We start from the raw sequence: 21325 nt of genomic DNA on the forward strand, positions 1-21325 counted from the left end.
TTGACGGCGCGTCACCTAGGCGGCTTCTTCGCGACAAGCTCGGGCGATCTGTCGCGATATCGAAAAAATGTAGCGATATCAGGGAGATAAACGGTGTTTGCCTAGCCTTGACGCGCCGCATTCGCGTCTATAGGTTCCGCCGCGATCAAGCCGGGGGGACATACGTTCGCCCGAAACTCGTATTGCACGTTCATGGCCCCTGCCAACGACGCACGCGAAGAGGCGATCAGACGTCTCGACGAACGGGCGGCCGCCCTTGGGGCCCGGACCCAGCGTCCGGTGACGTCGCACGCCGGTGAGCAGGCCGTAAGCCAGGCTTATCGCATCATCGCCGAGCTGATCGGCGGGGTGCTGGTAGGGCTGGCGGGCGGTTTCATCGTCGATCGGGTCTTGAACACGACGCCGTGGGGATTGATCGGGGGAGTCCTTCTGGGATTCGCCCTGTCGGTCTGGATGGCTCGGCGAACGGCCAACCGCCTCATGGCGCTGGCGAAGCAAGGTGAGGAACCGCTTCCGTCGGTTCCGTTCGAGGACGACGAGGAATCTTAAGGCCGATGGCCGCGAACGATCCGATCCACCAATTCCAGATCGAAAAGCTCGTCGATTTCGGGACCGTGAACCTGCCGTTGTTCGGCCGGACCGAGCTGGCGTTCACCAACTCGCACATGGCGATGACCCTCGCGTTCGTCGTGGTGGTCGGCTTCATGTCGCTGGTGACCGCGAACATGCAGGTGGTGCCCGGGCGGCTTCAGGCCGCCGGCGAGACCATCTTCGGCATGATCGACAACCTCGCGGAGTCGATCATCGGCCATGACGGGCGGAAGTATTTCCCGTTCGTCTTCACGGTCTTCATGTTCATCCTCGGGATGAACATCCTGGGCCTGCTGCTGACCTTCACGGCGACCTCGCAGCTGGCGATCACCGCGACCTTCGCCGCGATCACCATCCTGCTGGTGCTGATCATCGGCTTCGCCAAGAACGGCCTCGGCTTCTTCAAGCTGTTCGTGCCCTCCGGCGTGCCGATCGTGCTGCTGCCGGTGATCGTGCTGATCGAGTTCGTCTCCTTCCTGCTGCGCCCGGTGACCCTCGCCCTTCGTCTGTTCGGCAACATGCTGGGCGGCCACGTGGCGCTGAAGGTGTTCGCCGGCTTCGTGGTGGCGCTGGGGGCGATGGCCGCCGGCGGCGGCCTCGGCTACCTCGGCATCCCCGGCGCGGCCCTTTCCCTCAGCATGGTCGTCGCCCTGACGGCCCTGGAAATCCTTGTGGCCTTCCTGCAGGCGTTCGTCTTCGCCGTGCTGACCTGCATCTACCTCAACGACGTGGTCAATCTCGGCCACGGTCACTGAGGCGATCACCCCTTTTCCTCTACCCACACTCCTAGGACGAGAAGAACCATGGATCTTGAAGCTGCTAAGCAAATCGGCGCCGGCCTCGCGACGCTCGGCATGATCGGCGCCGGCATCGGCGTCGGCAACATCTTCGGCAACTTCCTGTCGGGCGCCCTGCGCAACCCGTCGGCCGCCGCCAGCCAGATCGGCAACCTGTTCGTCGGCGCCGCGCTCGCGGAAGCCCTCGGCATCCTGGCCTTCGTGCTGGGCATCCTGCTGAAGTTCGGCTGATCCGAGAGGACGCCGGCGGCGGCCCCGTCAGGGGCCCCGCCTGAACTTCCGATACCTGGAGCCCTTCACTGATGGCCTTAGAGACCGATCCCGCGACGACCCATTCGGTCGAGAACGGCGCCGCAGAGTCGGCGGCGAACGTGGGACAGCACGGCGCGTCCACGGAGGCCGCGCACAGCGCCGGCCTGCCGCAGTTCCAGTTCCAACACTGGGGCGGCCAGATCGCGTACCTGCTGATCCTGTTCGCGATCCTTTACCTGCTGATGTCGAAGGTCTTCGGGCCGCGCGTCCGCCGGGTGTTCGACGAGCGGGAAGCGACCATCAAGGGAGCGCTCGCCAGCGCGCGTGAAGTGCAGGCCGAGGCCGATCGCCAGGCCGAGGGGGCGCAGCGCGCGCTCGCCGAGGCCCGGGCTTCGGCCCAGCGCACGGCCTCCGAAGCGGCGGCCAAGGCTTCGGCCGAGATCGCGGCCCGCAAGGCGGCCCTCGACGAGGAGCTCGCCGCCAAGCAGGCCGAGGCCGAGGACCGCATCCGTGCGGCCCGCGACGGCGCCCTGCAACACCTCACCACGGTGGCCTCCGACGTCGCCGAGGCGATGGTCGAGAAGCTGACGGGCGCCAAGGCCCCGCGCGGCGCCGTGGCGGCCGCGATCAAGAGCCAGGGATAAGCGATGCCCGCGTTTTTCGAACCCGAGTTCTGGAGCCTGGCCAACCCCGAGCTGTGGGTCGGCATCGGTCTCCTGGTGCTCCTCGCCATCATGTGGCGGGCGGGCGCGTTCAAGATCGCCATGGGCAGCCTCGACGCCAAGGCGGCGAAGATCCAGGCCGACCTCGACGAGGCCGCGCGCATCCGCGAGGAGGCCCAGCGCCTGCTCGAGACGCTGAAGGCCGAGCGGGCGGCAGCCGAACGCCACGCCCAGGAGGTGCTGGCCCAGGCCCAGGCCGAGGCCGAGCGCCTGGCCGCGGAGACCCGCGCCTCGCTGGCCGAGAGCCTGCAGCGCCGGCAGGAGATCGCCGAGCGCCGCATCGCCAGCGCCGAGGCCCAGGCCGCCGCCGAGGTGAAGGCCGCGGCCATCGACCTGGCGGCCCGCGCCGCCGAGTCGGTGATGGCCGGTCGGCTTGCCGGGGCCAAGAGCGATCCGCTGGTGGACAGCGCCATCGGCCAGCTCGCCGCCAAGCTCCAGTAGCGCGCCGCCGTCGCGGCCCGCGAAACCTGACCTGCGTAGAGGCCCGGGCGACCCCCGGGCCTTTGCCATTTCGGGCCTTTACCATTTCCAGAGGCCCGTTCCTTAACCGCGATGGGCGATGACCTCCGCGGGATCAGCTCGATCCTGAAGGAGGACAACGATGTCCGTATCCGGAATTTCCAGCCTGCCGCCGATCCAGCACGCGGCGCCCATCCAGGGGCCGCAGGTGGCGCCCGCCGACGCCGACCACGACGGCGACAACGACAAGGGCGTGGCGCCCGCCCGCGAGGCCGGCGAAGGCTCGTCCTCCCACAAGGTCGACATCCGCGTCTGACGACCGACGCCGGAGTTCGGGGAAGGCCCGGGCCACGCCCGGGCCTTTTCCTGTTCCGCCTACGGTCCCTTAACCCTGGCGCGATAGGATGCGCCCATGTCGCCTCCCGCCATAGGCAGCGCAACGCCGGTTTCGGCCAGCCGCGTGATCTTCGCGGTGCCGCCGGTCACGCCGGTCAAGCCGAGGAAGGCCGCGCCCGAGCAGGCGATGGCGGCGGCCGGCCCGAAGCCCGGGCCGGGCCTCGGTCAGAAGCTCGATATCCGGATCTAGGATCAGGCCGCCGCGCGGGCGCGGATGCGCAGCTTGAAATAGCGGCGGGTGCGGACCGCGAAGCGGACGCGCCGGGGCAGCACCAGCCGCTCCATGCGCAGATAGCCCTGCCAGAAGACCAGCACGACCTCCGGCTCCTTGCGCATCAGGCGGCGGATCGGGAAGACCATCTTGGGATGGGCCTTCTGCATGCGCACGAACTGGCGGCGGGCCTTGAAGGAGTTGCGCAGCACGATCATCAGGCCGACGACCAGCAGCGGCAGGCCGAGGTGACCGGGGAGGGCGGCGAGGCCGAGGCCCACCAGCATGACCGCGAAGCCCAGGCCGAGCAGCAGCCAGCGAACGATCCGCGCGAGGAGCTCTCGGGCGAATTCGTCGGAGGCGCGGTACACGCGCAGCGAGGGCATGGCGAGTGACACTGGGTTCTACCTGGGAAGCACGGGCCGGCCCCGAGGGGAGGTCTGGACCGCCGCCGTGCTTGCCAGATATGCGAACGCCCCACGGAAACGTAAAGGCAACGTCCGGTTAATTTTTGTGGGCGCGACTCTATTCCGCAGCCAATGGCGCCGGCGCCACACCCCCGATGCAAGTCCGACACGGACTTGCATCGAGATTCTTTTGTCGCCGCGCCTCTTTACGCCGAAGCGGCGGCCACTTCGGCTAGCGGCGCGGTGGTGTCCGGGCGCCACGTCAGCTTGGGCTTGCGCGCGGCCAGGGTCTCGTCGAGCCGGCGCATGGGCGCGAGGTGCGGCGCCGACTTCAGCCGCGCCGAATCGTTGCCCTTGGCGGCGCGAGCGATGGCCAGCATCGCCTCGCAGAACCGGTCCAGCTCGCGCTTGGGCTCGGTCTCGGTCGGCTCGATCAGCATCGCCCCGTGGACGACCAGCGGGAAGTACATGGTCATCGGGTGGAAGCCCTCGTCGATCAGCGCCTTGGCGAGGTCGAGGGTGGTGACGCCCGTGCCCTCGAGCCAGGTGTCGTCGAACAGCGCCTCGTGCATGCACGGGCCTTCGGGGAAGGCCGGGGTCATGACGTCGGAGAGGCGGGCCTTGATGTAGTTGGCGTTGAGGACGGCGTCCTCGGCCACCTGCCGCAGGCCGTCGGCGCCGTGGCTGGCCATGTAGGCGTAGGCGCGGACGAACATGCCCATCTGGCCGTGGAAGGCGCACATCCGTCCGAAGGCGGCCGCGGCCTCGTCCTTGGCCTCCTCGACCAGCCTCAGGCCGTCGGGGCCGGAAACCACCCAGGGGGCGGGGGCATAGGGCGCCAGGGCCTCCGACAGCACCACCGGACCGGCGCCCGGACCGCCGCCGCCATGCGGGGTGGAGAAGGTCTTGTGCAGGTTGATGTGCATGGCGTCGACGCCGAGGTCGCCGGGGCGGACCTTGCCGACGATGGCGTTGAAGTTGGCGCCGTCGCAGTAGAAGTAGGCGCCGGCGGCATGGGTCAGGCGCGAGATCTCGAGGATGTCGCGCTCGAAGAGGCCGCAGGTGTTGGGGTTGGTGACCATGATCGCGGCGATGTCGCCGGAGAGCTTGGCCTCCAGGTCGGCGAGATCGACGCGGCCGTCGGCGGTCTGGGCGATCTCGGTCACCGAATAGCCGACGAAGGCGGCGGTGGCCGGGTTGGTGCCGTGGGCCGAGGTGGGCACCAGGACGGTGCGGCGGTGGCCCTGGCCCTTGGCCTCGTGGGCCGCCTTGATGGTTAGCAGGCCGCAGAGCTCGCCGTGGGCGCCGGCCTTGGGCGTCAGGGCCACGGCCGGCATGCCGGTGAGCGTCTTCAGCCAATGTGCGAGGCGGTCCATCAGCGCCAGGGCGCCCTGGGTGGTGGAGACCGGCTGCAGCGGATGCAGGTCGGCGAAGCCGGCCAGGCGCGCCATCTTCTCGTTGAGCCGCGGGTTGTGCTTCATGGTGCACGAGCCCAGCGGATAGAGCGCCAGGTCGATGGCGTGGTTCTTCTGGCTGAGGCGCACGTAGTGGCGCATCGCCTCGGGCTCGGTGAGGCCGGGCAGGCCGATCGGATCGGCGCGCACGAGGTCGCCGAGGTCCGAGGCGTCCTGCGGGACGTCGGGCAGGTCGACCCCGGTGGTCTGCCAGCCGCCGGTCTCGAAGATCAGCGGCTCGTCCTGCAGGAGGCCGCGGCCGCCGGTCAGGGAGGTGAAGCCCGCGCCGCCGGCGCTCTCAGGGCTGGTGGGGCGTCCGACGCTGTTCATCGCCATCAGCCGATCCTCTTGGCAAGCGACGCGGCGAGCGCCGCGATGTCTTCAGGTGTGGTGGTCTCGGTGGCCGCGACGAGCAGGACGTCGTCCATGCCCGCGTGCGGGTCGAGGCGGGCGAAGGGCACGCCGGCGATGACGCCGTCGGCCAGGCAGTCCTCGACGAGCTTCGTGGCCGACACCGGCGTGCGGATGGCGATCTCGTTGAAGAAGCGGGGGGTGAGCACCTCGACCCCCTTCACGGCGGAAAGCGCGGTCTTCAGCTCGCGGGCCTTGGCGTGGTTGAGCGAGGCGAGCTGGCGCAGCCCCGCCTCGCCGAGCAGCGACAGGTGGATGGTGAAGGCGAGGGCGCAGAGCCCCGAGTTGGTGCAGATGTTGGAGGTCGCCTTCTCCCGGCGGATGTGCTGCTCGCGCGTCGACAGGGTCAGCACGTAGCCGCGGCGGCCGTCGGCGTCGACGGTCTCGCCGCACACCCGGCCCGGCATCTGGCGGACCAGCTTCTCGCGCACCGCGAAGAGGCCGACGTAGGGGCCGCCGTAGTTCAGGGCGTTGCCGATCGACTGGCCCTCGGCGACGGCGATGTCGGCGCCCATGGCGCCCGGCGACTTCAGGAGGCCGTAACTCACCGCCTCGGTGGTGACGACGATGAGCAGGGCGCCGGCGGCGTGGGCGGCCTCGGCGATCCTGGTCACGTCGGTGACGACGCCGAACACGTTGGGCGACTGGACCACCACGCAGGCGGTCTCGGCGTCGATGGCCTCGATGACGGCGGCCTCGGCGTCGATGGCGGCCGGCAGGCGCTCGATCTCCATGCCCTCGGCGTGGGCGATGGTCTGGGTGGTGGCGGCGTAGTGCGGATGCAGGCCGCCGGAGAGGATCGCCTTCTCGCGGCGCGTCACGCGCTGGGCCATCATCACGGCTTCTGCACAGGCCGTGGAGCCGTCGTACATCGAGGCGTTGGCCACCTCGAGGCCGGTCAGGGCCGCGACCTGGGTCTGGAACTCGAACAGCACCTGCAACGTGCCCTGGGCGATCTCGGGCTGGTAGGGCGTGTAGGAGGTCAGGAACTCCGAGCGCTGGATGATGTGGTCGACCGTCGCCGGCACATGGTGGCGGTAGGCGCCGGCGCCGCAGAAGAACGGCCCCTCGCCCGCGGCGCGGTTGCGGGCGGCGAGGCCCGCGATCTCACGCTCCACCTCTAGCTCGCCGGCGTGCAGCGGCAGGTCGAACAGGGCCTGCTTGCGCGCGGCCGCCGGCACGTCGCGGAAGAGGTCGTCGACATCGGGCGCGCCGATCACGCGCAGCATCTCCGCGCGGTCGGAGGGTGTCAGAGGGAGGTAGCGCATGGGCGTCCTGGAAGAAGAGATGAACCACGGAACACGCGGAACTCACGGAAGCGGCCGAGCCTAGAGCGGGTAGGCGGCAGAGGTTTCCGTGCGTTCCGCGTGTTCCGTGGTTTGAACAATGATCGCGCTGCGCGCGGGACTTAGAGCGTCGCGAGGTAGGCTTCGTACTGGGCGCGGTCCATGAGCGCCTCGACCTCGGCCTTGTCGGCGACCTTGACCTTGGCGAACCAGCCCGTGCCTTCCGGCGCGGCGTTGACGGTCTCCGGGGCGTCCGACAGGGCGGCGTTGCCCTCGACCACCTCGCCCGACACCGGGGCGTAGACGTCGGAGGCGGCCTTGACGCTCTCGACCACGGCGAAGCCGTCGCCGGCCTTCACGGTCTTGCCGGCCTCCGGCACCTCGACGAACACCACGTCGCCGAGCTGCTCGGCGGCGTAGGCGGTGATGCCGATGGTGGCGACGTCGCCGTCGAGCTCCACCCACTCGTGATCCTTGGTGAAACGCATCGGGGTTCTCTCCTAGAGCTTGCGCACGTAGCGGTGGGCGACGAAGGGGGAAGGGACCACCTCGGCGGCCTGGGCCTTGCCGCGGACGATGACCTTCAGCTTCGTGCCGACCTCGGAATGGATGGGCGGGACGAAGGCGAGCGCGATTCCCTGCTTCAGGCTCGGGGAAAAGCCGCCGGAGGTGACGACGCCGATCACCGCGCCTGTCTCGTCGGCGACCTCGGCGCCCTCGCGGGCCGGGGCGCCTTCCAGCACCTTCAGGCAGACCTTCAGGCGGGCCGGACCTTCGGACAGCTCCTTGACGATCCGCGCCGCGCCCGGGAAGTCGCGCTGCTCGCGGCGGTTCTTGTTCACCGCGAAGGAAAGGTCGGCCTCGATGGGGCTGACGGTCTCGTCGAGGTCGTGGCCGTAGAGCGGCAGGCCGGCCTCCAGGCGCAGGGAATCGCGGGCGCCGAGGCCGATCGGCTTGACCCGCTCGTCGGCCAGCAGGGTGTTCCAGACGAAGGTCGCGGCATGGGCCGGGACGGAGATCTCGTAGCCGTCCTCGCCGGTGTAGCCGCTGCGCGAGACGATGCAGTCCTCGCCGAAGGCCTTCATCCGGCGGATATCCATGAACACCATGGTCGCCGCCTCGGGGGCGTGGGCCTTGAGCACCTCGGCCGCCTTGGGGCCCTGCAGCGCCAGCAGGGCGCGGTCCTCGAGCCGCTCGATCCGCACCTGGCCGGCGAGCTCGGCGTCGATCACCTTGAAGTCGTTCTCCTTGCAGGCGCCGTTGACGACCACGAAGAGGTCCTCGGCCCCGGCCCCGGCGGCGTCGATCGGCCGGCCGGCCATCAGGTCGTCGATGATCCCGCCCTGGCGGTTGAGCAGCACCGAATACTTCTGCTTGCCGGGCTTGAGGCGGATGAAGTCGCCGGGGACCACCTCCTCGAAGGCGGCGAGGGGGGCAACGCCCTTCAGCCAGGCCTGGCCCATGTGGGAGACGTCGAAGAGGCCCGCGCTCTCGCGCGTCCACAGGTGCTCCTTGAGCACGCCCCCAAATTCACCTTGGTACTGCACCGGCATGGAGTAGCCGGCGAAGGGCACCATGCGCGCGCCGGCGGCGAGGTGCGCCTCGTAGAGCGGCGTGGTCTTGAGGTCGGCTTCGGCGGTGGCGCTCACGGGATGGACTCCGGCTGACGATGCGGCGAGCGAGGGCCTTGCCGGCCGGATCGTTCGCGCCCCCGCTGTCCCTGAAGCCTGAGAGATTTCGGCTCGCCCTAGCCCGGCGACCCCCTGCTCCTTCGGCGAGCGACCGTTTCCGGCCGCTACTTTCCAGCGTTTGTCAGCCCGCGCGGTCCTTTTGCCTGAGCGTTTCCGGGGCGGTTGCGCCTTCGGCTCCGAGGGACTCAGCAAGCCCCCCGATCTCTCCCGCGAGAGTTGGCCGGAAACTGATGGAGCGGTGGGGGGGAGTCAAGGCGGGAGGGGGGCGGATGGCACTGGTACAGTTTCATCCGAGGCCGTCAGGCCTAACCGCCCGCTGCGGGCCAAAGGCCGGGCCAGCTGCGCTGGATAACCGGGGTCATGTCGCCCCGCGAGTTCCGGCCCAAGCTCGTCGAGCCGCCCCCTCCGTCAGTCGCTCTTCGGCGACTGACAGCTCCCCCGTCTGCCTGACGGGGGAGGATTGCGCCTAGCCGAACAGGAAGTCGCCGGCGGAGAGCTGGTTTGCGTGGAGGCCGTGGAGAAGGATCTCGTCCTGGGCGTCGAGGGCGAGGACGACGCCGGCCGCGGTGTCGTGCATCAGGGGGGCGAGCTGGCCGAGGCTGTGCAGGCCGAAGCCGTCGAGCTCGATGCGGTCCTGGCCGGGCTGGAAGTCCATGATCTGGTCGTGGCCGCCGCCGGGGGCGAAGACGAAGCGGTCGGCGCCGGTGTGGGCGCCCGGTTCGACCACGGCCGCGTCGCCGTACATAGTGTCCGAGCCGGGGCCCCCGATCAGCACGTCGTCGCCGCCGTGGGCGTGGCCGGCGAGGGTCTCGGCGTCGCCGTAGAGCGTGGCCTTGGCGGTGGGCCCGGCGGCCCCGGAGAGGGTGTCGTCGCCGCCGCGGGCGCGGTCGGTGAGGAGGCGGCCGTCGCCGAAGAGGACGTCGCCGGAGCCGAAGGTGAAGCTCGAGTCGGTGCGCACGAAATCATCGCCGCCGCGGGCCTGGCCGCTGAGGGTCTCGCCGTCGCCGTAGAGGGTGGCGGTGAGGTCGGCGCCGCCGCTGACGGTGTCGTTGCCGCCGCGGGCGTGGTCGGTGAGGGTCTGGCCGTCGCCATAGGCGAAGGAGCCGAAGCGCGAGGTCGCCGAGACGAGGTCGTCGCCGCCATGGGCGAAGCCGTCGAGGGCCAGGGCGTCGCCATAGGCCTCGGCGTGGCCGCGGGCGGCGACCGTGACGTGGTCGTCGCCGCCGCGGGCGCGGCCGTGCAGGGCGAGGGCGTCGCCCACCGCCTCGGCGGCGTCGATGCTGCTGGCGGTGAGGGTGTCGTCGCCGCCGGTGGCGTGGCCGAGCAGGGCCGGGGCGTCGCCGACCGGGATCGGCAGGGCGGCGGGGCCCGAGAGGGAGAAGGCCGCGACGGAGCTGTCGAGGATCTCGTCGGCGGCGTGAACGTGGCCGGCGAGCGGCTGGTCGCTATCTCCGTAGAGATAGGGGGGAACGCTGTAGGGCATTTGACGTCTTCAGACCGGAAGCTGCTGAATCATCTTCCCAAAGCGCCACCGGGTGCGCGGTTCCACCCGTCGCGGCGGGACCGGTTTTTTGCCGTGCGGCGTCGCGCCGCAGGCCGGGCGATCGGGCGCTGGCAAGGTTGCGCTAACCACGCCGCCAAAGCCGGGCTTAACCCTTTTCGGCGCATAAGGGCGGGTTCGCAGAACCGCGTTCCGTTCGAGGCCGAAAATGCCGATGTCGCCAGAACAGCTGGAGTCCCTGAGGGCGAGCGCGCCCTTGCGGCCCGGCGTGTCCGTGGAAACGGCCCGCGCCTTCGGGCCGAGCGGCGTCGAGCGCCGCGCCGAACCGCGGACGCCCACCAACATCCCCGCGCGCCTGTTCTATGGGGCGAAGTACGAGGGGTGGATCGACTGCGTGATCAAGGACCGCAGCGCCAAGGGCGCGAAGATCCAGGCGCCGGCGGTTTTCCAGCTGTCGCGCAAGCTGGTGCTGCTCGACTATCGGGCGGGCGAGGCGTTCCTGGCCCAGCCGCGCTGGCGCAAGAACGACCTGGCGGGCCTCTGGCTCGAGGTGCGCCACGACCTGCGCGAGCTTCAGGACCCGAGCCTGGAGCCGGTGCGGCAGGCCTGGCTGGCGCTGGCGCCGGGGCTGGTTTCGGCCCCCGACGGCGGCGAGGGTTAATCGGGCGAGGATTGGGGCGAGGGTTAATCGGGCGAAACCCTGCTGTTTCAGCGTTTGGCGATGGGCCGGTGGGAGGCTGTGGGCCTCTCAGTTGGAGATCGTCATGCGTCTTGTGTCCCTGCCTCTCGCCGGCGCCGGCGGTCGGGAAGTCCACGTCAATCCGGAGCAGGTGGTCTGCCTGGTGGACGCCGGGCAGCGGCGCACCCAACTGGTCACCACCGGCTTCCAGGGCGAGGCCTCGATGACCCTGATGCTGGACCTTTCCGTCGACGAGGCCGCGCTGCGGCTGGCCGACGGCGCAGCCCCGGCCCGCGTCGCCGCCTGACGCCGCTCATCAGCTAACCCGACATCGCGCCCCCGCTCGCCCCGCGAGCGGGGGCGCGTCGCGTTTGGGGAGCAGCCAGCCCGGCCCGCGACCGGTCGGGCGGCTCCCTTGCGCGGATTGACGCCCCACGCCCGGGGAGGGGGCATGGGGCGTCGCGCCATAGGAACGTCTGAGGGACAGACGCTCACGAGGTTACGGCCCGGGCCTTGCCCAGGCATGGAGCGAGATGGTGTGCGCCGGCTAACCCTGTGCGACGGCTTCGGCGTGGGGCGGCCTAGTCGGCCATGTCGGGCGTGTAGCCGAGGGTGGAACGGGCGTGGAGGGCGCAGCCGTCCATCCAGGCCTTGACGAGGCCGCCGACCATCCGGGCGAGCGCGTCGAGCATCGCAGGGATCTCCCTAAGAGCCGGGTCTTGGCGCCCGGGCTCAGGCTCAACAGAACACTGGAATGCGAGTTCCCGCAACAGGCCGTGATCGGCGCCGGCGCGCTGGGCGCGGCGCGCGAAAAAGGCGGCCGCGAGGGCCGCCTGATCCATGGAGCGGTGGACTGCGGGTTGGCGCCTAGAACCGCTGGGCGCCGTCGAGGCGGATGGTGGTGCCGTTGAGGAAGTCGTTCTCGACGATGTGGGCGGCGAGGATGGCGTACTCGTCCGGGTCGCCCATGCGGCGGGGATTGGGGACCATGGGGCCCCAGTGCGCCTGGGCCTGCTCGTCGGTCATCCGCGAGCGGTAGGCGTAGGTCAGGAAGGTGCCGGGCGCGATGGCCATGGCCCGGATGCCCAGCGGGGCGAGATCGCGGGCGATGGTCAGGGTCATGCCGATGATGCCGCCCTTGGCCGCCGAGTAGGCCGCCTGGCCGGGCTGGCCCTCGTAGCCGGCGATCGAGGCGGTGTTGATGATCACCCCGCGCTGGTTGGAGGCCATCGGCTCGTTCTGGGCCATGGCCTCGGCCGCCTGGCTGGTCACCGCAAAGGCCGAGTTCAGATAGATGTTCACCGTGTGGGCGAAGTTGGCGAGCGGGATGCGCTTGCCTTCCTTGTTGACCGTGCGCTGCGGGCCGGTGGCGCCGGGCGGCGGCGGGCCGCCGTGGACCACGACGGCGGCGCGCAGGGGCGCGAGGGAGGCGGCGGTCTGGACGGCGTTGGCGATCGAGGCCTCGTCGAGGATGTCGGTCCGCACATAGACCGATCCGTTGCCGAGCTCCTTGGCCAGGGCCTCGCCGCGCTCGTCGTTGACGTCGGCGATGACCACCTTGGCCCCGCGCTCGGCGAGCCGCTTGACCGTGGCGCTTCCGAAGCCGCCGGCCCCGCCGGTGACGAGCGCCGAGGCGTTGGTCAGATCCACCATCGAATTCCCTTCCCTACGATGAGTTGTTGGGAAGAGCCGAGCGCGGGTGACCGTGCGTCGGTCAAGGGGAAGGCGAGGGTCTTCTACATCCGCTCGGGGACGGCCACGCCGAGCAGGTCGAGGGCGAGTTCGAGCTGCTTGAGGGTGGCTTGGGCCAGCGTCAGACGCGAGGCGCGGGTGGCGGGCTCGGCGCTGAGGATCGGGCAGGCGGCGTAGAACTTCGAGAAGGCCTGGGACAGCCGGTAGGCGTGCTCGGCCACCGCGTTCGGCGCCTTCTTGTCGTAGGACTCGGAGAGGGCGGTCTCGAAGGCGTCGAGGGTCAGCACGAGGTCGCGCTCGGCGCCCTCGGCGACGTGGACGGGCCCGGCCTCGGCCTTCTCCTCGGCGGCCCTGCGCAGCAGGCTCTTCACCCGGACGGCCTGGTAGAGCAGGTAGGGGCCGGTCTTGCCCTCGAAGCTGGTGAAGCGGTCGAGGTCGAAGACATAGGAGGTGCCGCGGAAGTTGGAGAGGTCGGCGAACTTGAGCGCCGCGACGGCGACCTTGCCGGCGATGTCCTCGAACTCCTCGGGCGGCAGGTCTTCGCCGAGGCCCGCCTCGTGCAGGCGCTCGCGCGCCTTGTCGCGGGTCATCTCGATCAGGTCGGCAAGCTTCAGGACGCCGCCCTCGCGGGTCTTGAAGGGCTTGCCGTCCGGCCCGTTCATGGTGCCGAAGCCGATGTGTTCGAGCTGGCCCTCGGCGGCGTAGCCGGCGAGGTAGGCGGCCCGGAAGACGATCTCGAAGTGGTCGGCCTGGCGCTGGTCGACGACGTAGATGGCGAGTTGCGGGTCGAAGCTCTGCTTGCGGTCGAGGATGGTGGCGAGGTCGGTGGTGCCGTACATCGCCGAGCCCTCGGAGGAGACGACCAGCAGGGGCGGCAGCTCTCTTTTGTCCTCGGGACGGGAGACTCGTACGATCCGCGCGCCCTGGTCGTCGACCAGCAGGCCCTTCTTGTCGAGATCGGCGATCATGCCCGGGATCAGGTCGTCGACGTCGCTCTCGCCCTTCCACAGGTCGAAGTCGACGCCCAGGGCGTGGAAGTCGCGCTCGAGGGCGACCTGGGTCACCTCCCGGAATCGCCGCCACAGGAGATAGCCGCCAGGCTTCTTGGCCTGCAGCTCGGCGGTGAGCTTGCGGGCGCGGTCGCGGTAGGCCGGGTCTTCCTTCCCCTTGGCGGCGGCGAGCGGATAGAGGCGGTCGAGATCGGCGAGGGTGATCTTCTCGAAGACGACCGGAATCGCCGCGTCCAGCGGCGCGCCCTCGCGGTCGAGGCGCTCGACCTCGGCCTTGATGTCCGGGTTCTCGTCGCAGACCGCGCCGATCAGGAGCCCCATCTGGTAGCCCCAGTCGCCGAAGTGGGCGTCGCCCAGCACGGTGTCGCCGCGGAAGCGGTAGAGGCGCTTGACGCTCTCGCCGATGATCGAGGCGCGCAGGTGGCCGACGTGCATCGGCTTGGCGACGTTGGGGCCGCCGTAGTCGACGATCACGCGGCGCGGGTTCGCCAGGGTCTCGGCGCCGGCGCGCGGGTCGGCGGCGACGGCGTCGGCGCGCTCGGCGAGGGCCGTATCGGCGACCTTCAGGTTGATGAAGCCGGGCCCGGCGACCTCGACCGCGGCGAGGCGCGGATCGGCCTTCAGCACCTCGGCGACGGCGGTGGCGATCTCGCGCGGGTTCTTGCCAGAGACGTTTTCGGCGCGCTTAGCGGCCGGCAGGGCGCCGTTGCACTGGAAGTCGGCCAGGTCCGGGCGGTCGGAGGCGGTGACGCGGCCAAGCTCGGCAGGCAGGCCGAGGCCCGCGAAGGCGGCGGCGACCGCTTCGCTGAACGCCGTCTTCAGGTCGCTCATTTCTTGGTCGTGTCGGCCTGGGCCTGCTGGCCGACGTTGAGGCGGAAGCGCTTACCGGCGCGGTTGAACTCGGCCATCTGCGGGGTGACGTCGAAGCCGATCAGCACCTCGAAGTTGGCGCCGGAGGTGGTCTCGGCCGCCCGCGGGATGACGATGTTGTTCAGCTCTTCGCGGTGATAGATCCGGTCCTGGCCCTTGGGGAAATCGATCTTCATCTCGAATTGCTGCTTGGCCAGCACCTCGCGGTTCCGGTCGGTGACGGCCACCCAGTAGCGGTAGGTCTTGCTGGAGCCCTCGGCCTGCGGGCCCTTGCCCAGCTCGAACAGCACCTGCATCGCCATCTTGATCGGCTCGTCGCCCTTGTAGGCGCAGCCCGCCGAGATGCCCTGGATCTCGCCGGTGTAGGCGACGTTGGCCGAGGCCTCCTTGTTGTCCTTGAACTCGACGTAGCGGGCCGCGTCGTAGAGCGACTTCACATAGGGGCAGGGGCCGGCGTTGCGCAGCTGCGGCAGCGGCGCCTGACGGTCGTTCCACTCCTGATCGCGCTTCTTCTTCTTGGCGGCGTCCTGGTCGGCCTGGTCCTGACCGCCGCGGCCGGGGCGGCCCTGGGCGTAGCTCAGCACGGGCGTGGCGGCCATGACGGCGGCGATCGAGACGAGGAGGAGACGGCGCATCGGATTAAGGCGTCCAGGCAAGGGAAATCGCGCGGGGACCATCCCGCGGTTCGCGCCTTCACTAAAGCCTATCGAATGCGGCGGCAACGCGGCTGGCGGGCGCGGCGTGAAGCGCCTAGGTATGGGCCGTCATGACCGCCCCCCTTTCCAAGCCCCCGCTGACCGTGCTGCTCGCCGCGCCGCGGGGGTTCTGCGCCGGGGTCGACCGGGCGATCCAGATCGTCGAGAAGGCGATCGAGACCTACGGGGCGCCGGTCTATGTGCGCCACGAGATCGTCCACAACCGCCACGTGGTCGACCGGCTGAAGGCGCTGGGCGCGGTGTTCGTCGAGGAGCTCGAGGCGTGTCCGCCGGACCGGCCGGTGGTGTTCTCGGCCCACGGGGTGCCCAAGGCGGTGCCGGCCGAGGCCAAAGCCCGAAAGATGTTCTACCTCGACGCCACCTGCCCGCTGGTCTCGAAGGTGCACGTGGAGGCGCAGCGGCACTTCGACGCCGGCCGCGAGATCGTGCTGATCGGCCACACCGGCCACCCGGAGGTGGTGGGCACCATGGGCCAGCTTCCCGACGGGGCGGTGACCCTGATCGAGACGGTGGAGGAGGCCCGCGCCTTCACCCCGAAGGATCCGAAGACCCTGGCCTTCGTCACCCAGACCACCCTGTCGGTGGACGACACGGCCGAGATCGTCGGGGCCCTGCGCGAGCGCTTTCCCGAGATCTCCGCGCCGCACAAGGAAGACATCTGCTACGCGACCACCAACCGCCAGGAGGCGGTGAAGGCGGTGGCGGCGAAGGCGCAGGTGCTGCTGGTGATCGGCAGCGCCAATTCCTCGAACTCGGTGCGGCTGGCGGAGGTGGGACGGCGCGCGGGCGCGGCGGCCTATCTGATCGACGACGCCGGCAAGCTCGACCTCGCCTGGCTGGACGACGCGCGCACGGTCGGGGTGACCGCCGGCGCCTCGGCCCCGGAGGACCTGGTGCAGGGGGTCATCGCCAAGATCGCCGAGCGTTTCGACGTCGAGGTGCAGGAGGAGGGCGCGGCGCGCGAGACGGTGAGCTTCAAGCTGCCGCGGGCTCTGACCGAGGCGGCGCAGTAGGTCGCGCTTAGCGCAGAGGCCCGGGGGCGGAGTCCCGGGCGGGGCTTAGTAGTAGATCAGGTTCGCGAAGTCGTGGAACAGGCCGTCGAGGCCGTTCGAGCCGTCGTTGTGCGGCAGCTCCACGTCCCCCGTGCGGGCGGCGCGGTAGAGGCGGTTGCGGTCCATCTGCTTGAGCGCCACGGGCAGGTTGGGCTGCATGGCGGCGAGGTCGCGCGCCGCGCGGCCGCGGGTCTCGGCCATCAGCGGCGGCTCGGTCCCGAGCTTGAGGGCGTCGGCGCCCTCGTCCTGGTATTCCCGCACCCGGCGCGGGGTCAGCAGGATCACCACCGAGCGGGTGAAGTCGCGGCTGTCGCGGCGGCGGAACAGGTACTGCAGGCCCGGCGCCTTGCCGAGGACGGGCGTGCGACTGTCGGTGCTCGCCTCCTCGCGCTCGGAGAGGCCCGAGAGGATCAGGGTCTGGCCGTAGCGCATCATGACGTTGGCCGTGACCATGTTGCGCGAGGTCTGGACCGACTGGGCGAAGGTGGCCGAGGGCGCGGTCTCCTCGAAGAACGAGCGCACCGCCTTGACCGACACCAGCATGGTGTCATCGTCGACGAAGGTCGGGGTGACCGAGAGGCTGACGCCCACCGGCTTGTCCTGGATGGTGCCGCCGCCGCCCTGCGGGCTGATCAGGGCGACCGAGACGGTCGAGCCGGAGAAGAACATGGCCGGCTGGCGGTCGAGGGCCAGCAGGCTCGGCCGGGCCAGGACGTCGGTGCGCTCATTGCTGGCGTTGGCGATGTTCAGCGAATAGGCGATGCCGCTGTCGGCCGCGTCGCCCAGGGAGACCCCGCGGCTCCAGGTCCGCTGCTTGGTGACCACGCCGTTGGTGATGGTCTTGCTGAGCGAGATGCTGTCACCGACGAAGAACGAGAGCCCATCCAGCAGGTTGAGGCCGTGGCCGTCGGTGCGGATGTCGTCGGTGCGCAGGATGACCGTGTCCATCATCGCCATGCGCGGCAGCGGCCGGCCGCGGCAGGGCGCCGGCAGGGGCGGCAGGGCCGAGGTCTCGTCGGCCGTGCTGGGCGCGGTGACGATGCTGGTGGTGCTGGTGGAGTAGGTGGGAACCTGCGGCAGGGTGTTGGGGATCGTCAGGGTCTGGGTGAGCTGCTGCTGGCAGTCCCACCAGGCGAGGCTGGCCGGGGCGGCGTCGACCGGCGCGGGCGGCGGCGGGGTGGTCGGAGCCGCCGCGGCGGGCGCGACGACGGGCGCCGTGACGGGCGCAGCCGCGGCCGTCTTGAAGGCGGCGTCGGTCCAGAGGTCGCGCCACTGGTCGATGCGGCGGTCGAGCCGCGCCTGGCGGGCGGGCGCCACCGCGCCGGCGGCGACCGCCTCGCCGAGCGCCTGGCGGGCCGGCTCGTCGAGGCCGGCCTGGGCGTAGACGAGCGGCCGGATGGCGGCGATGTCGCGGTCGGCGAGGCCGCGCTTGCGGGCGTCCTCGACGGCCCACAGGGCGAGCTGGACGTCGCCGGCGTAGTAGGCGGAGGCGGCCAGCAGGCGCAGGGCGTCGGGGGCGTGCGGCTCGACGTCGAGGGCGTAGGCGGCGGCCTGCTCGGCCTCGGCCCAGCGGCCGTCGTCGAAGTAGAGGCGGGCGAGCTGCAGGGCGAGCGGCAGGCTGTCCTGACGGGCGTCGAGGGCGGCGCGGTAGCCTGTCTCGGCGAGGCCGAAGAGGTCGCGCTCGCCGGCCTCGAAGCGGCGCTGGTAGGCGAGGGCGTTGAGGCTGTTGAGGCCTGGGTTGCGCGGGTCGCGGGCCAGGGCCATGGCGAACTGGCGGTTGGCCTCGGCGAGGTCGCCGCGCTTCAGCGCCTCCAGGCCCAGGCGGGCGGGCTCGCTCAGGGCCTCCCGCTGCGGGGCGGGCCGGGAAGCCGCGGCGGCCTCCGCAGCCTGGCCGGCGGCGACGGCGGGCGCGCCCTGGAGCCCGATCGAACAGGCGACGCCGATCGCCAGCAATGCCTTGCCGGTCCGCAAACCCTTCATGACGCCCCTTCGGAATTCCCCGTGCGGCCAAGCTTGCCCGCGCTCGTACGTCTAAGCAAGCCGGGGGCTCGGGGCGACTTGGGGGGCGAGACGCGCAGGCGTCCGGGGGCTGAACCCTCCTCCGGCCCGCGGCCACCTCCCCCTGTGGGGGAGAACCCGTCGGCTAGCTGGCCGTCAGGCGGTCGAGGCTCTTGGTGTAGCGCTTGAGGAAGGCGCGGCCGCGGGCGTGGGGATCCTCGACCCAGGTTTCCTGGGTGACCGAACACAGGACGCTGCCGTCGCCGGCCCGCTCCAGGTGCAGGTCGCAGCCGACCTGCAGGTCGAGGACCTCGAGGGCTTCTTCCGTCAGCACCACGGCGATCTGGTCGCCGATCTTTTCGACCTTCAGCGCGATCATCGGCCTCTCCCTGGATGGACGGTGGATTTTAGCACCGCGGGCGACTGGCGTCTTGACCCGCCCCTGCGCTTCGGCCCATTCGCGAGCCCATGGCGGTCTATACGGACATAACCGACGAAGAGCTGGCCGGGCTCCTCGCCGACTTCGATCTCGGCCAGCCCCTGGCGTTCAAGGGCATCGCCGAGGGGGTGGAGAACTCCAACTTCCTGCTGGAGACCGAGACCGGCCGCTACATCCTGACCGTCTACGAAAAGCGGGTGAAGGCCGACGACCTGCCCTACTTCCTGGGGCTGATGCAGTGGCTGGCGCGGCGCGGCTACCCCTGCCCGACGCCGATCGCCGACCGCTCCGGCGAGGCGCTGAAGACCCTGCGCGGCAAGCCCTGCGTGATCGTCAGCTTCCTGAGCGGGCTTTCGGCCCGCCGGCCGACGGCGGCCCTGTGCCGCGAGGCCGGCGAGGGTCTCGCCTGGCTGCACCTGGCCGGCGAGGGCTTCTCCATGACCCGGCCCAACGACCTGGGCCAGGCGGCCTGGGCGCTGCTTTTTTCAAGATTGAAAGATCAAGCCGAGGCGCTCAAGCCGGGCCTCGCCGCGACCCTCGAGGCGGACCTGGCGAAGTTCTCAGCCGGCTGGCCGACCGGCCTGCCGGGCGGCACGATCCACGCCGACTACTTCCCGGACAATGTGTTCTTTCAATCTCAAAGGTTCGCCGGGACGATCGACTTCTACTTCGCCTGCACCGACGCCTATGCCTACGACGTGGCGGTGGCGCTGAACGCCTGGTGCTTCGAGCCGGATGGATCGTTCAACATCACCGCGGCCCGCCAGCTGGTGGCCGGCTACGAGAGCCGCAGGCCGCTCACCGAGGCCGAGCGGGCGGCCCTGCCGATCCTCGCCCACGGCGCGGCGATGCGCTTCTTCCTGACGCGGCTGCACGACTGGGGCGCGACGCCGGCCGGGGCGCTGGTCAGGCCGAAGGATCCGCTGGAGTACGAGCGCAAGCTGGCGGTGCACCGCTCCTCGCCCGACCTCGTGCTGTTCGGGGCGCCGGCGTGACCCCGAAGGTGGTGATCTACACCGACGGCGCCTGCTCGGGGAATCCGGGGCCCGGCGGCTGGGGCGCGGTGCTGCTCTCGGGCGAGCACCGCAAGGAGATCTGCGGCGGGGAGCTGGCGACGACCAACAACCGCATGGAGCTGATGGCCGCGATCCAGGCGCTGGAGAGCCTCAAGAAACCCTGCCAGGTCGAGCTGCACACCGACAGCAAATATGTGCAGCAGGGAATCCACGAGTGGATCCACGGCTGGAAGAAGCGCGGCTGGCTGACGGCCGACAAGAAGCCGGTGAAGAACGAAGATCTCTGGCGCCGCCTTGACGAAGCCCGATCGCGTCACGATGTGCAGTGGCGCTGGGTGAAAGGTCACGCCGGTCACGAGCTCAACGAGCTGGCTGACGCGTTGGCGAGACGCGGGATCAAGGACGTGCTGAACGCAGCCTAGTCCTAGTCGTTCAAAATTGAACAATGATCCCGGTTGGTGTATGGCCTGGCTTGTTCGAGATTGAACGAGGAGGCGCGCCATGGCGCCCTTGATCGAGGAACACCCCGAGGTCCAGGTCTTCGACGAGATCGGCATGATCGAGGTCGGGGTCCGCACCATCATCACCCGCTGCCTGCCGGTGGGGGTGAACTATCCGCAGTTCGAGGTGATGAACCTGCTGGCCCGCCGCGGCGAGGACCAGACGCCGGCCCAGATCGCCGCCGCCCTGCAGATGACGCCCGGCGCCATCACCAACACCCTGCAGCGGATGGAGGCCACGGGGCTGGCGCTCGTCGAGCCCGACCCCAAGGACGGGCGCAAGAAGCGCGTCCGCCTGACTCCGGCCGGGCGGAGCGCCTACCAGCGGGCAATGGCGGCCATCAAGCCGCGCATGGAGAGCCTGCGCGAGGGCTTCACCCAGAAGGAGTTCCGCGAGGTCCTGCCGTTCCTCAAGGCGCTGCGGGAGTGGATGGACGAGACCGCCCGCCTGGCGACGACCAACGCCGCGCCGGCGTAGGAGCTGGTCAGCGCGGCGGCTTTACACCCGGCATCTGCTCGGGGATCGGCTGCGGCTTGTCGGGCACCGATTCCGGGGCGAGGGGGCTCGGCTGCGGCGGCGAGCCGGAGGGGACGACGACGCCGCGCGTCGAGGCGGGCGAGGCTGGCGTCGTGACCGCCGCGTGCTCGGACGATGCGCAGCCCGCGAGGACCGCGAGGGTGGCGACGAGGCCGCAGCCGCCGCCGAATGGACCTGCACCGAGACCGCGCATGGCAAGGCAATCCGCAGCGGGGCGCGACGTTCCCATAGGGCGCCCGGGCGCGACTCAGGCATGCTCGATCCCGTGACGGCTTTCCGCGCCTTGGCGGCCGACGCGCCGCATCATCGACTGGCCGCTCGCCTGGGCGTCGACCTCGACGCGCTCTGGCGTGTCCATGACGCCCGCAACAGCGACCTCGCCGGAGCGCTGGCCGACGGCCACAGCGACGCCGGCGTGCTGGAGCTCGCTTTCGAGACCGGCGCGGGAATCGCGGCGCGGCTGGAGGACGAGCTGGAGGGCCACGCCTTCCGGGTGGTCAGCGAGGAGCCGTGCGAGGTGACCGCCCGCGCCGCCTCGCCCTTCGCCTACCTGACCCACGGCACGACCCTGGCCGACCTCCTGGCCCGCGACTGCGGGGCCGAGCTCGTCTACTGGCGGCTGCTGAAGCGCGGCTGA

General features: G+C 70.4%; 26 protein-coding genes and 1 riboswitch. Of the genes, 14 read left to right on the forward strand and 12 right to left on the reverse strand.

All coding sequences use genetic code 11. The features are described 5' to 3' along the window. Window positions 1-192 precede the first annotated feature (192 nt). The 7 genes from DJ017_RS06695 to DJ017_RS20270 all read left to right on the forward strand — a co-directional run bounded on the left by DJ017_RS06695 (window position 193) and on the right by DJ017_RS20270 (window position 3407). Window positions 193-549: an AtpZ/AtpI family protein gene (locus DJ017_RS06695; protein ID WP_111527983.1), complete on the forward strand. Its 357-nt coding sequence runs from the start codon at window positions 193-195 to the stop codon at window positions 547-549. Window positions 550-554: 5 nt separating this feature from the next. Next, window positions 555-1346 (forward strand): F0F1 ATP synthase subunit A, encoded by a 792-nt coding sequence (locus DJ017_RS06700; RefSeq protein ID WP_111527984.1) that lies wholly within the window; start codon window positions 555-557, stop codon window positions 1344-1346. A 48-nt stretch (window positions 1347-1394) separates the two neighbouring features. Then, window positions 1395-1619: a F0F1 ATP synthase subunit C gene (locus DJ017_RS06705; RefSeq protein ID WP_111527985.1), complete on the forward strand. Its 225-nt coding sequence runs from the start codon at window positions 1395-1397 to the stop codon at window positions 1617-1619. A gap of 71 nt (window positions 1620-1690) precedes the next feature. After that, window positions 1691-2284, forward strand: a complete 594-nt coding sequence (locus DJ017_RS06710) for a F0F1 ATP synthase subunit B family protein (RefSeq protein WP_111527986.1) — start codon at window positions 1691-1693, stop codon at window positions 2282-2284. 3 nt (window positions 2285-2287) lie between these two features. Then, window positions 2288-2803, forward strand: a complete 516-nt coding sequence (locus tag DJ017_RS06715; protein WP_111527987.1) for a F0F1 ATP synthase subunit B — start codon at window positions 2288-2290, stop codon at window positions 2801-2803. A gap of 160 nt (window positions 2804-2963) precedes the next feature. After that, complete coding sequence (locus tag DJ017_RS20265) at window positions 2964-3137, forward strand: hypothetical protein (RefSeq protein ID WP_165830544.1); 174 nt, start codon at window positions 2964-2966, stop codon at window positions 3135-3137. A 96-nt stretch (window positions 3138-3233) separates the two neighbouring features. Then, window positions 3234-3407: a hypothetical protein gene (locus DJ017_RS20270; RefSeq protein ID WP_165830545.1), complete on the forward strand. Its 174-nt coding sequence runs from the start codon at window positions 3234-3236 to the stop codon at window positions 3405-3407. Window positions 3408-3409: 2 nt separating this feature from the next. Here the strand turns inward: DJ017_RS20270 and DJ017_RS06720 are convergent, their stop codons facing one another. From DJ017_RS06720 to DJ017_RS06745, 6 genes are all read right to left on the reverse strand, one after another. After that, the gene (locus DJ017_RS06720) at window positions 3410-3814 is read right to left on the reverse strand and encodes a hypothetical protein (RefSeq protein WP_111527988.1); all 405 of its coding nucleotides are present in this window, start codon (window positions 3812-3814) and stop codon (window positions 3410-3412) included. Between the two features lie 227 nt (window positions 3815-4041). Continuing rightward, entirely contained in the window at window positions 4042-5625 is a 1584-nt protein-coding gene (gene gcvPB, locus DJ017_RS06725) for an aminomethyl-transferring glycine dehydrogenase subunit GcvPB (protein WP_111527989.1), read from the reverse strand. Further along, entirely contained in the window at window positions 5625-6968 is a 1344-nt protein-coding gene (gene gcvPA, locus DJ017_RS06730; RefSeq protein ID WP_111527990.1) for an aminomethyl-transferring glycine dehydrogenase subunit GcvPA, read from the reverse strand. Before gcvPA ends, gcvPB begins: the two co-directional genes overlap by 1 nt. 140 nt (window positions 6969-7108) lie before the next feature. Continuing rightward, window positions 7109-7474, reverse strand: coding sequence for a glycine cleavage system protein GcvH (gcvH, locus tag DJ017_RS06735; protein WP_111527991.1), 366 nt, complete (start codon window positions 7472-7474; stop codon window positions 7109-7111). Between the two features lie 12 nt (window positions 7475-7486). Next, a complete protein-coding gene (gene gcvT / locus DJ017_RS06740) occupies window positions 7487-8635 on the reverse strand; it encodes a glycine cleavage system aminomethyltransferase GcvT (protein WP_111527992.1) in 1149 nt (382 codons plus the stop codon). 163 nt (window positions 8636-8798) lie between these two features. Next, a riboswitch (glycine riboswitch) is annotated at window positions 8799-8897 on the reverse strand. Window positions 8898-9143: 246 nt separating this feature from the next. Beyond that, on the reverse strand, window positions 9144-10160 hold the full coding sequence (locus DJ017_RS06745) for a calcium-binding protein (protein ID WP_111527993.1): 1017 nt from the start codon (window positions 10158-10160) through the stop codon (window positions 9144-9146). 286 nt (window positions 10161-10446) lie between these two features. On the opposite strand from DJ017_RS06745, the gene DJ017_RS06750 reads away from it, so the two are divergent. Together DJ017_RS06750 and DJ017_RS06755 are read left to right on the forward strand one after the other, a co-directional pair. Further along, the gene (locus tag DJ017_RS06750) at window positions 10447-10839 is read left to right on the forward strand and encodes a PilZ domain-containing protein (RefSeq protein WP_133255398.1); all 393 of its coding nucleotides are present in this window, start codon (window positions 10447-10449) and stop codon (window positions 10837-10839) included. Between the two features lie 103 nt (window positions 10840-10942). Then, window positions 10943-11164, forward strand: coding sequence for a hypothetical protein (locus DJ017_RS06755; RefSeq protein WP_133255399.1), 222 nt, complete (start codon window positions 10943-10945; stop codon window positions 11162-11164). A gap of 560 nt (window positions 11165-11724) precedes the next feature. Here the strand turns inward: DJ017_RS06755 and DJ017_RS06760 are convergent. The 3 genes from DJ017_RS06760 to DJ017_RS06770 all read right to left on the reverse strand — a co-directional run bounded on the left by DJ017_RS06760 (window position 11725) and on the right by DJ017_RS06770 (window position 15064). Continuing rightward, complete coding sequence (locus DJ017_RS06760) at window positions 11725-12510, reverse strand: SDR family NAD(P)-dependent oxidoreductase (RefSeq protein ID WP_227000050.1); 786 nt, start codon at window positions 12508-12510, stop codon at window positions 11725-11727. An 83-nt stretch (window positions 12511-12593) separates the two neighbouring features. Next, window positions 12594-14390, reverse strand: a complete 1797-nt coding sequence (gene argS, locus DJ017_RS06765) for an arginine--tRNA ligase (RefSeq protein WP_111527996.1) — start codon at window positions 14388-14390, stop codon at window positions 12594-12596. Further along, window positions 14387-15064 (reverse strand): Tat pathway signal sequence domain protein, encoded by a 678-nt coding sequence (locus tag DJ017_RS06770; protein ID WP_111527997.1) that lies wholly within the window; start codon window positions 15062-15064, stop codon window positions 14387-14389. Before DJ017_RS06770 ends, argS begins: the two co-directional genes overlap by 4 nt. A gap of 131 nt (window positions 15065-15195) precedes the next feature. Here DJ017_RS06770 and ispH point away from each other — a divergent pair, with 131 nt between their 5' ends. Next, window positions 15196-16158, forward strand: a complete 963-nt coding sequence (ispH, locus tag DJ017_RS06775; protein ID WP_111527998.1) for a 4-hydroxy-3-methylbut-2-enyl diphosphate reductase — start codon at window positions 15196-15198, stop codon at window positions 16156-16158. A gap of 45 nt (window positions 16159-16203) precedes the next feature. Here the strand turns inward: ispH and DJ017_RS06780 are convergent, their stop codons facing one another. Continuing rightward, window positions 16204-18177 (reverse strand): hypothetical protein, encoded by a 1974-nt coding sequence (locus tag DJ017_RS06780; RefSeq protein ID WP_133255400.1) that lies wholly within the window; start codon window positions 18175-18177, stop codon window positions 16204-16206. Window positions 18178-18340: 163 nt separating this feature from the next. Beyond that, on the reverse strand, window positions 18341-18574 hold the full coding sequence (locus DJ017_RS06785) for a hypothetical protein (RefSeq protein WP_111528000.1): 234 nt from the start codon (window positions 18572-18574) through the stop codon (window positions 18341-18343). Between the two features lie 89 nt (window positions 18575-18663). On the opposite strand from DJ017_RS06785, the gene thrB reads away from it, so the two are divergent. The 3 genes from thrB to DJ017_RS06800 all read left to right on the forward strand — a co-directional run bounded on the left by thrB (window position 18664) and on the right by DJ017_RS06800 (window position 20628). Continuing rightward, complete coding sequence (gene thrB, locus DJ017_RS06790) at window positions 18664-19629, forward strand: homoserine kinase (RefSeq protein WP_111528001.1); 966 nt, start codon at window positions 18664-18666, stop codon at window positions 19627-19629. Continuing rightward, window positions 19626-20072, forward strand: coding sequence for a ribonuclease HI (gene rnhA, locus DJ017_RS06795; RefSeq protein ID WP_111528002.1), 447 nt, complete (start codon window positions 19626-19628; stop codon window positions 20070-20072). The genes thrB and rnhA overlap by 4 nt, the downstream gene beginning before the upstream one ends. 79 nt (window positions 20073-20151) lie before the next feature. Then, window positions 20152-20628 carry a MarR family winged helix-turn-helix transcriptional regulator gene (locus DJ017_RS06800; protein ID WP_111528003.1) on the forward strand — a complete coding sequence of 159 codons (477 nt, stop codon included), beginning with the start codon at window positions 20152-20154 and terminating at the stop codon, window positions 20626-20628. Window positions 20629-20635: 7 nt separating this feature from the next. Here the strand turns inward: DJ017_RS06800 and DJ017_RS20035 are convergent, their stop codons facing one another. Continuing rightward, on the reverse strand, window positions 20636-20881 hold the full coding sequence (locus DJ017_RS20035; protein ID WP_133255401.1) for a hypothetical protein: 246 nt from the start codon (window positions 20879-20881) through the stop codon (window positions 20636-20638). Between the two features lie 60 nt (window positions 20882-20941). Between DJ017_RS20035 and DJ017_RS06805 the strand changes: the two genes are divergently transcribed. Further along, entirely contained in the window at window positions 20942-21325 is a 384-nt protein-coding gene (locus DJ017_RS06805; RefSeq protein ID WP_111528004.1) for a hypothetical protein, read from the forward strand.

Origin of the sequence: Phenylobacterium soli (assembly GCF_003254475.1) — a bacterium.
In the GTDB taxonomy this organism is placed as follows: Bacteria; Pseudomonadota; Alphaproteobacteria; order Caulobacterales; family Caulobacteraceae; genus Phenylobacterium; species Phenylobacterium soli.

Coding starts and splice junctions, on each gene's coding strand:
- DJ017_RS06695 (WP_111527983.1), top strand. CDS start 193: ATGGCCCCTGCCAACGACGCACGCGAAGAGGCGATCAGACGTCTCGAC.
- DJ017_RS06700 (WP_111527984.1), top strand. CDS start 555: ATGGCCGCGAACGATCCGATCCACCAATTCCAGATCGAAAAGCTCGTC.
- DJ017_RS06705 (WP_111527985.1), top strand. CDS start 1,395: ATGGATCTTGAAGCTGCTAAGCAAATCGGCGCCGGCCTCGCGACGCTC.
- DJ017_RS06710 (WP_111527986.1), top strand. CDS start 1,691: ATGGCCTTAGAGACCGATCCCGCGACGACCCATTCGGTCGAGAACGGC.
- DJ017_RS06715 (WP_111527987.1), top strand. CDS start 2,288: ATGCCCGCGTTTTTCGAACCCGAGTTCTGGAGCCTGGCCAACCCCGAG.
- DJ017_RS20265 (WP_165830544.1), top strand. CDS start 2,964: ATGTCCGTATCCGGAATTTCCAGCCTGCCGCCGATCCAGCACGCGGCG.
- DJ017_RS20270 (WP_165830545.1), top strand. CDS start 3,234: ATGTCGCCTCCCGCCATAGGCAGCGCAACGCCGGTTTCGGCCAGCCGC.
- DJ017_RS06720 (WP_111527988.1), bottom strand. CDS start 3,814: ATGCCCTCGCTGCGCGTGTACCGCGCCTCCGACGAATTCGCCCGAGAG.
- gcvPB (WP_111527989.1), bottom strand. CDS start 5,625: ATGGCGATGAACAGCGTCGGACGCCCCACCAGCCCTGAGAGCGCCGGC.
- gcvPA (WP_111527990.1), bottom strand. CDS start 6,968: ATGCGCTACCTCCCTCTGACACCCTCCGACCGCGCGGAGATGCTGCGC.
- gcvH (WP_111527991.1), bottom strand. CDS start 7,474: ATGCGTTTCACCAAGGATCACGAGTGGGTGGAGCTCGACGGCGACGTC.
- DJ017_RS06745 (WP_111527993.1), bottom strand. CDS start 10,160: ATGCCCTACAGCGTTCCCCCCTATCTCTACGGAGATAGCGACCAGCCG.
- DJ017_RS06755 (WP_133255399.1), top strand. CDS start 10,943: ATGCGTCTTGTGTCCCTGCCTCTCGCCGGCGCCGGCGGTCGGGAAGTC.
- DJ017_RS06760 (WP_227000050.1), bottom strand. CDS start 12,510: ATGGTGGATCTGACCAACGCCTCGGCGCTCGTCACCGGCGGGGCCGGC.
- argS (WP_111527996.1), bottom strand. CDS start 14,390: ATGAGCGACCTGAAGACGGCGTTCAGCGAAGCGGTCGCCGCCGCCTTC.
- DJ017_RS06770 (WP_111527997.1), bottom strand. CDS start 15,064: ATGCGCCGTCTCCTCCTCGTCTCGATCGCCGCCGTCATGGCCGCCACG.
- ispH (WP_111527998.1), top strand. CDS start 15,196: ATGACCGCCCCCCTTTCCAAGCCCCCGCTGACCGTGCTGCTCGCCGCG.
- DJ017_RS06780 (WP_133255400.1), bottom strand. CDS start 18,177: ATGAAGGGTTTGCGGACCGGCAAGGCATTGCTGGCGATCGGCGTCGCC.
- DJ017_RS06785 (WP_111528000.1), bottom strand. CDS start 18,574: ATGATCGCGCTGAAGGTCGAAAAGATCGGCGACCAGATCGCCGTGGTG.
- thrB (WP_111528001.1), top strand. CDS start 18,664: ATGGCGGTCTATACGGACATAACCGACGAAGAGCTGGCCGGGCTCCTC.
- DJ017_RS06800 (WP_111528003.1), top strand. CDS start 20,152: ATGGCGCCCTTGATCGAGGAACACCCCGAGGTCCAGGTCTTCGACGAG.
- DJ017_RS20035 (WP_133255401.1), bottom strand. CDS start 20,881: ATGCGCGGTCTCGGTGCAGGTCCATTCGGCGGCGGCTGCGGCCTCGTC.
- DJ017_RS06805 (WP_111528004.1), top strand. CDS start 20,942: ATGCTCGATCCCGTGACGGCTTTCCGCGCCTTGGCGGCCGACGCGCCG.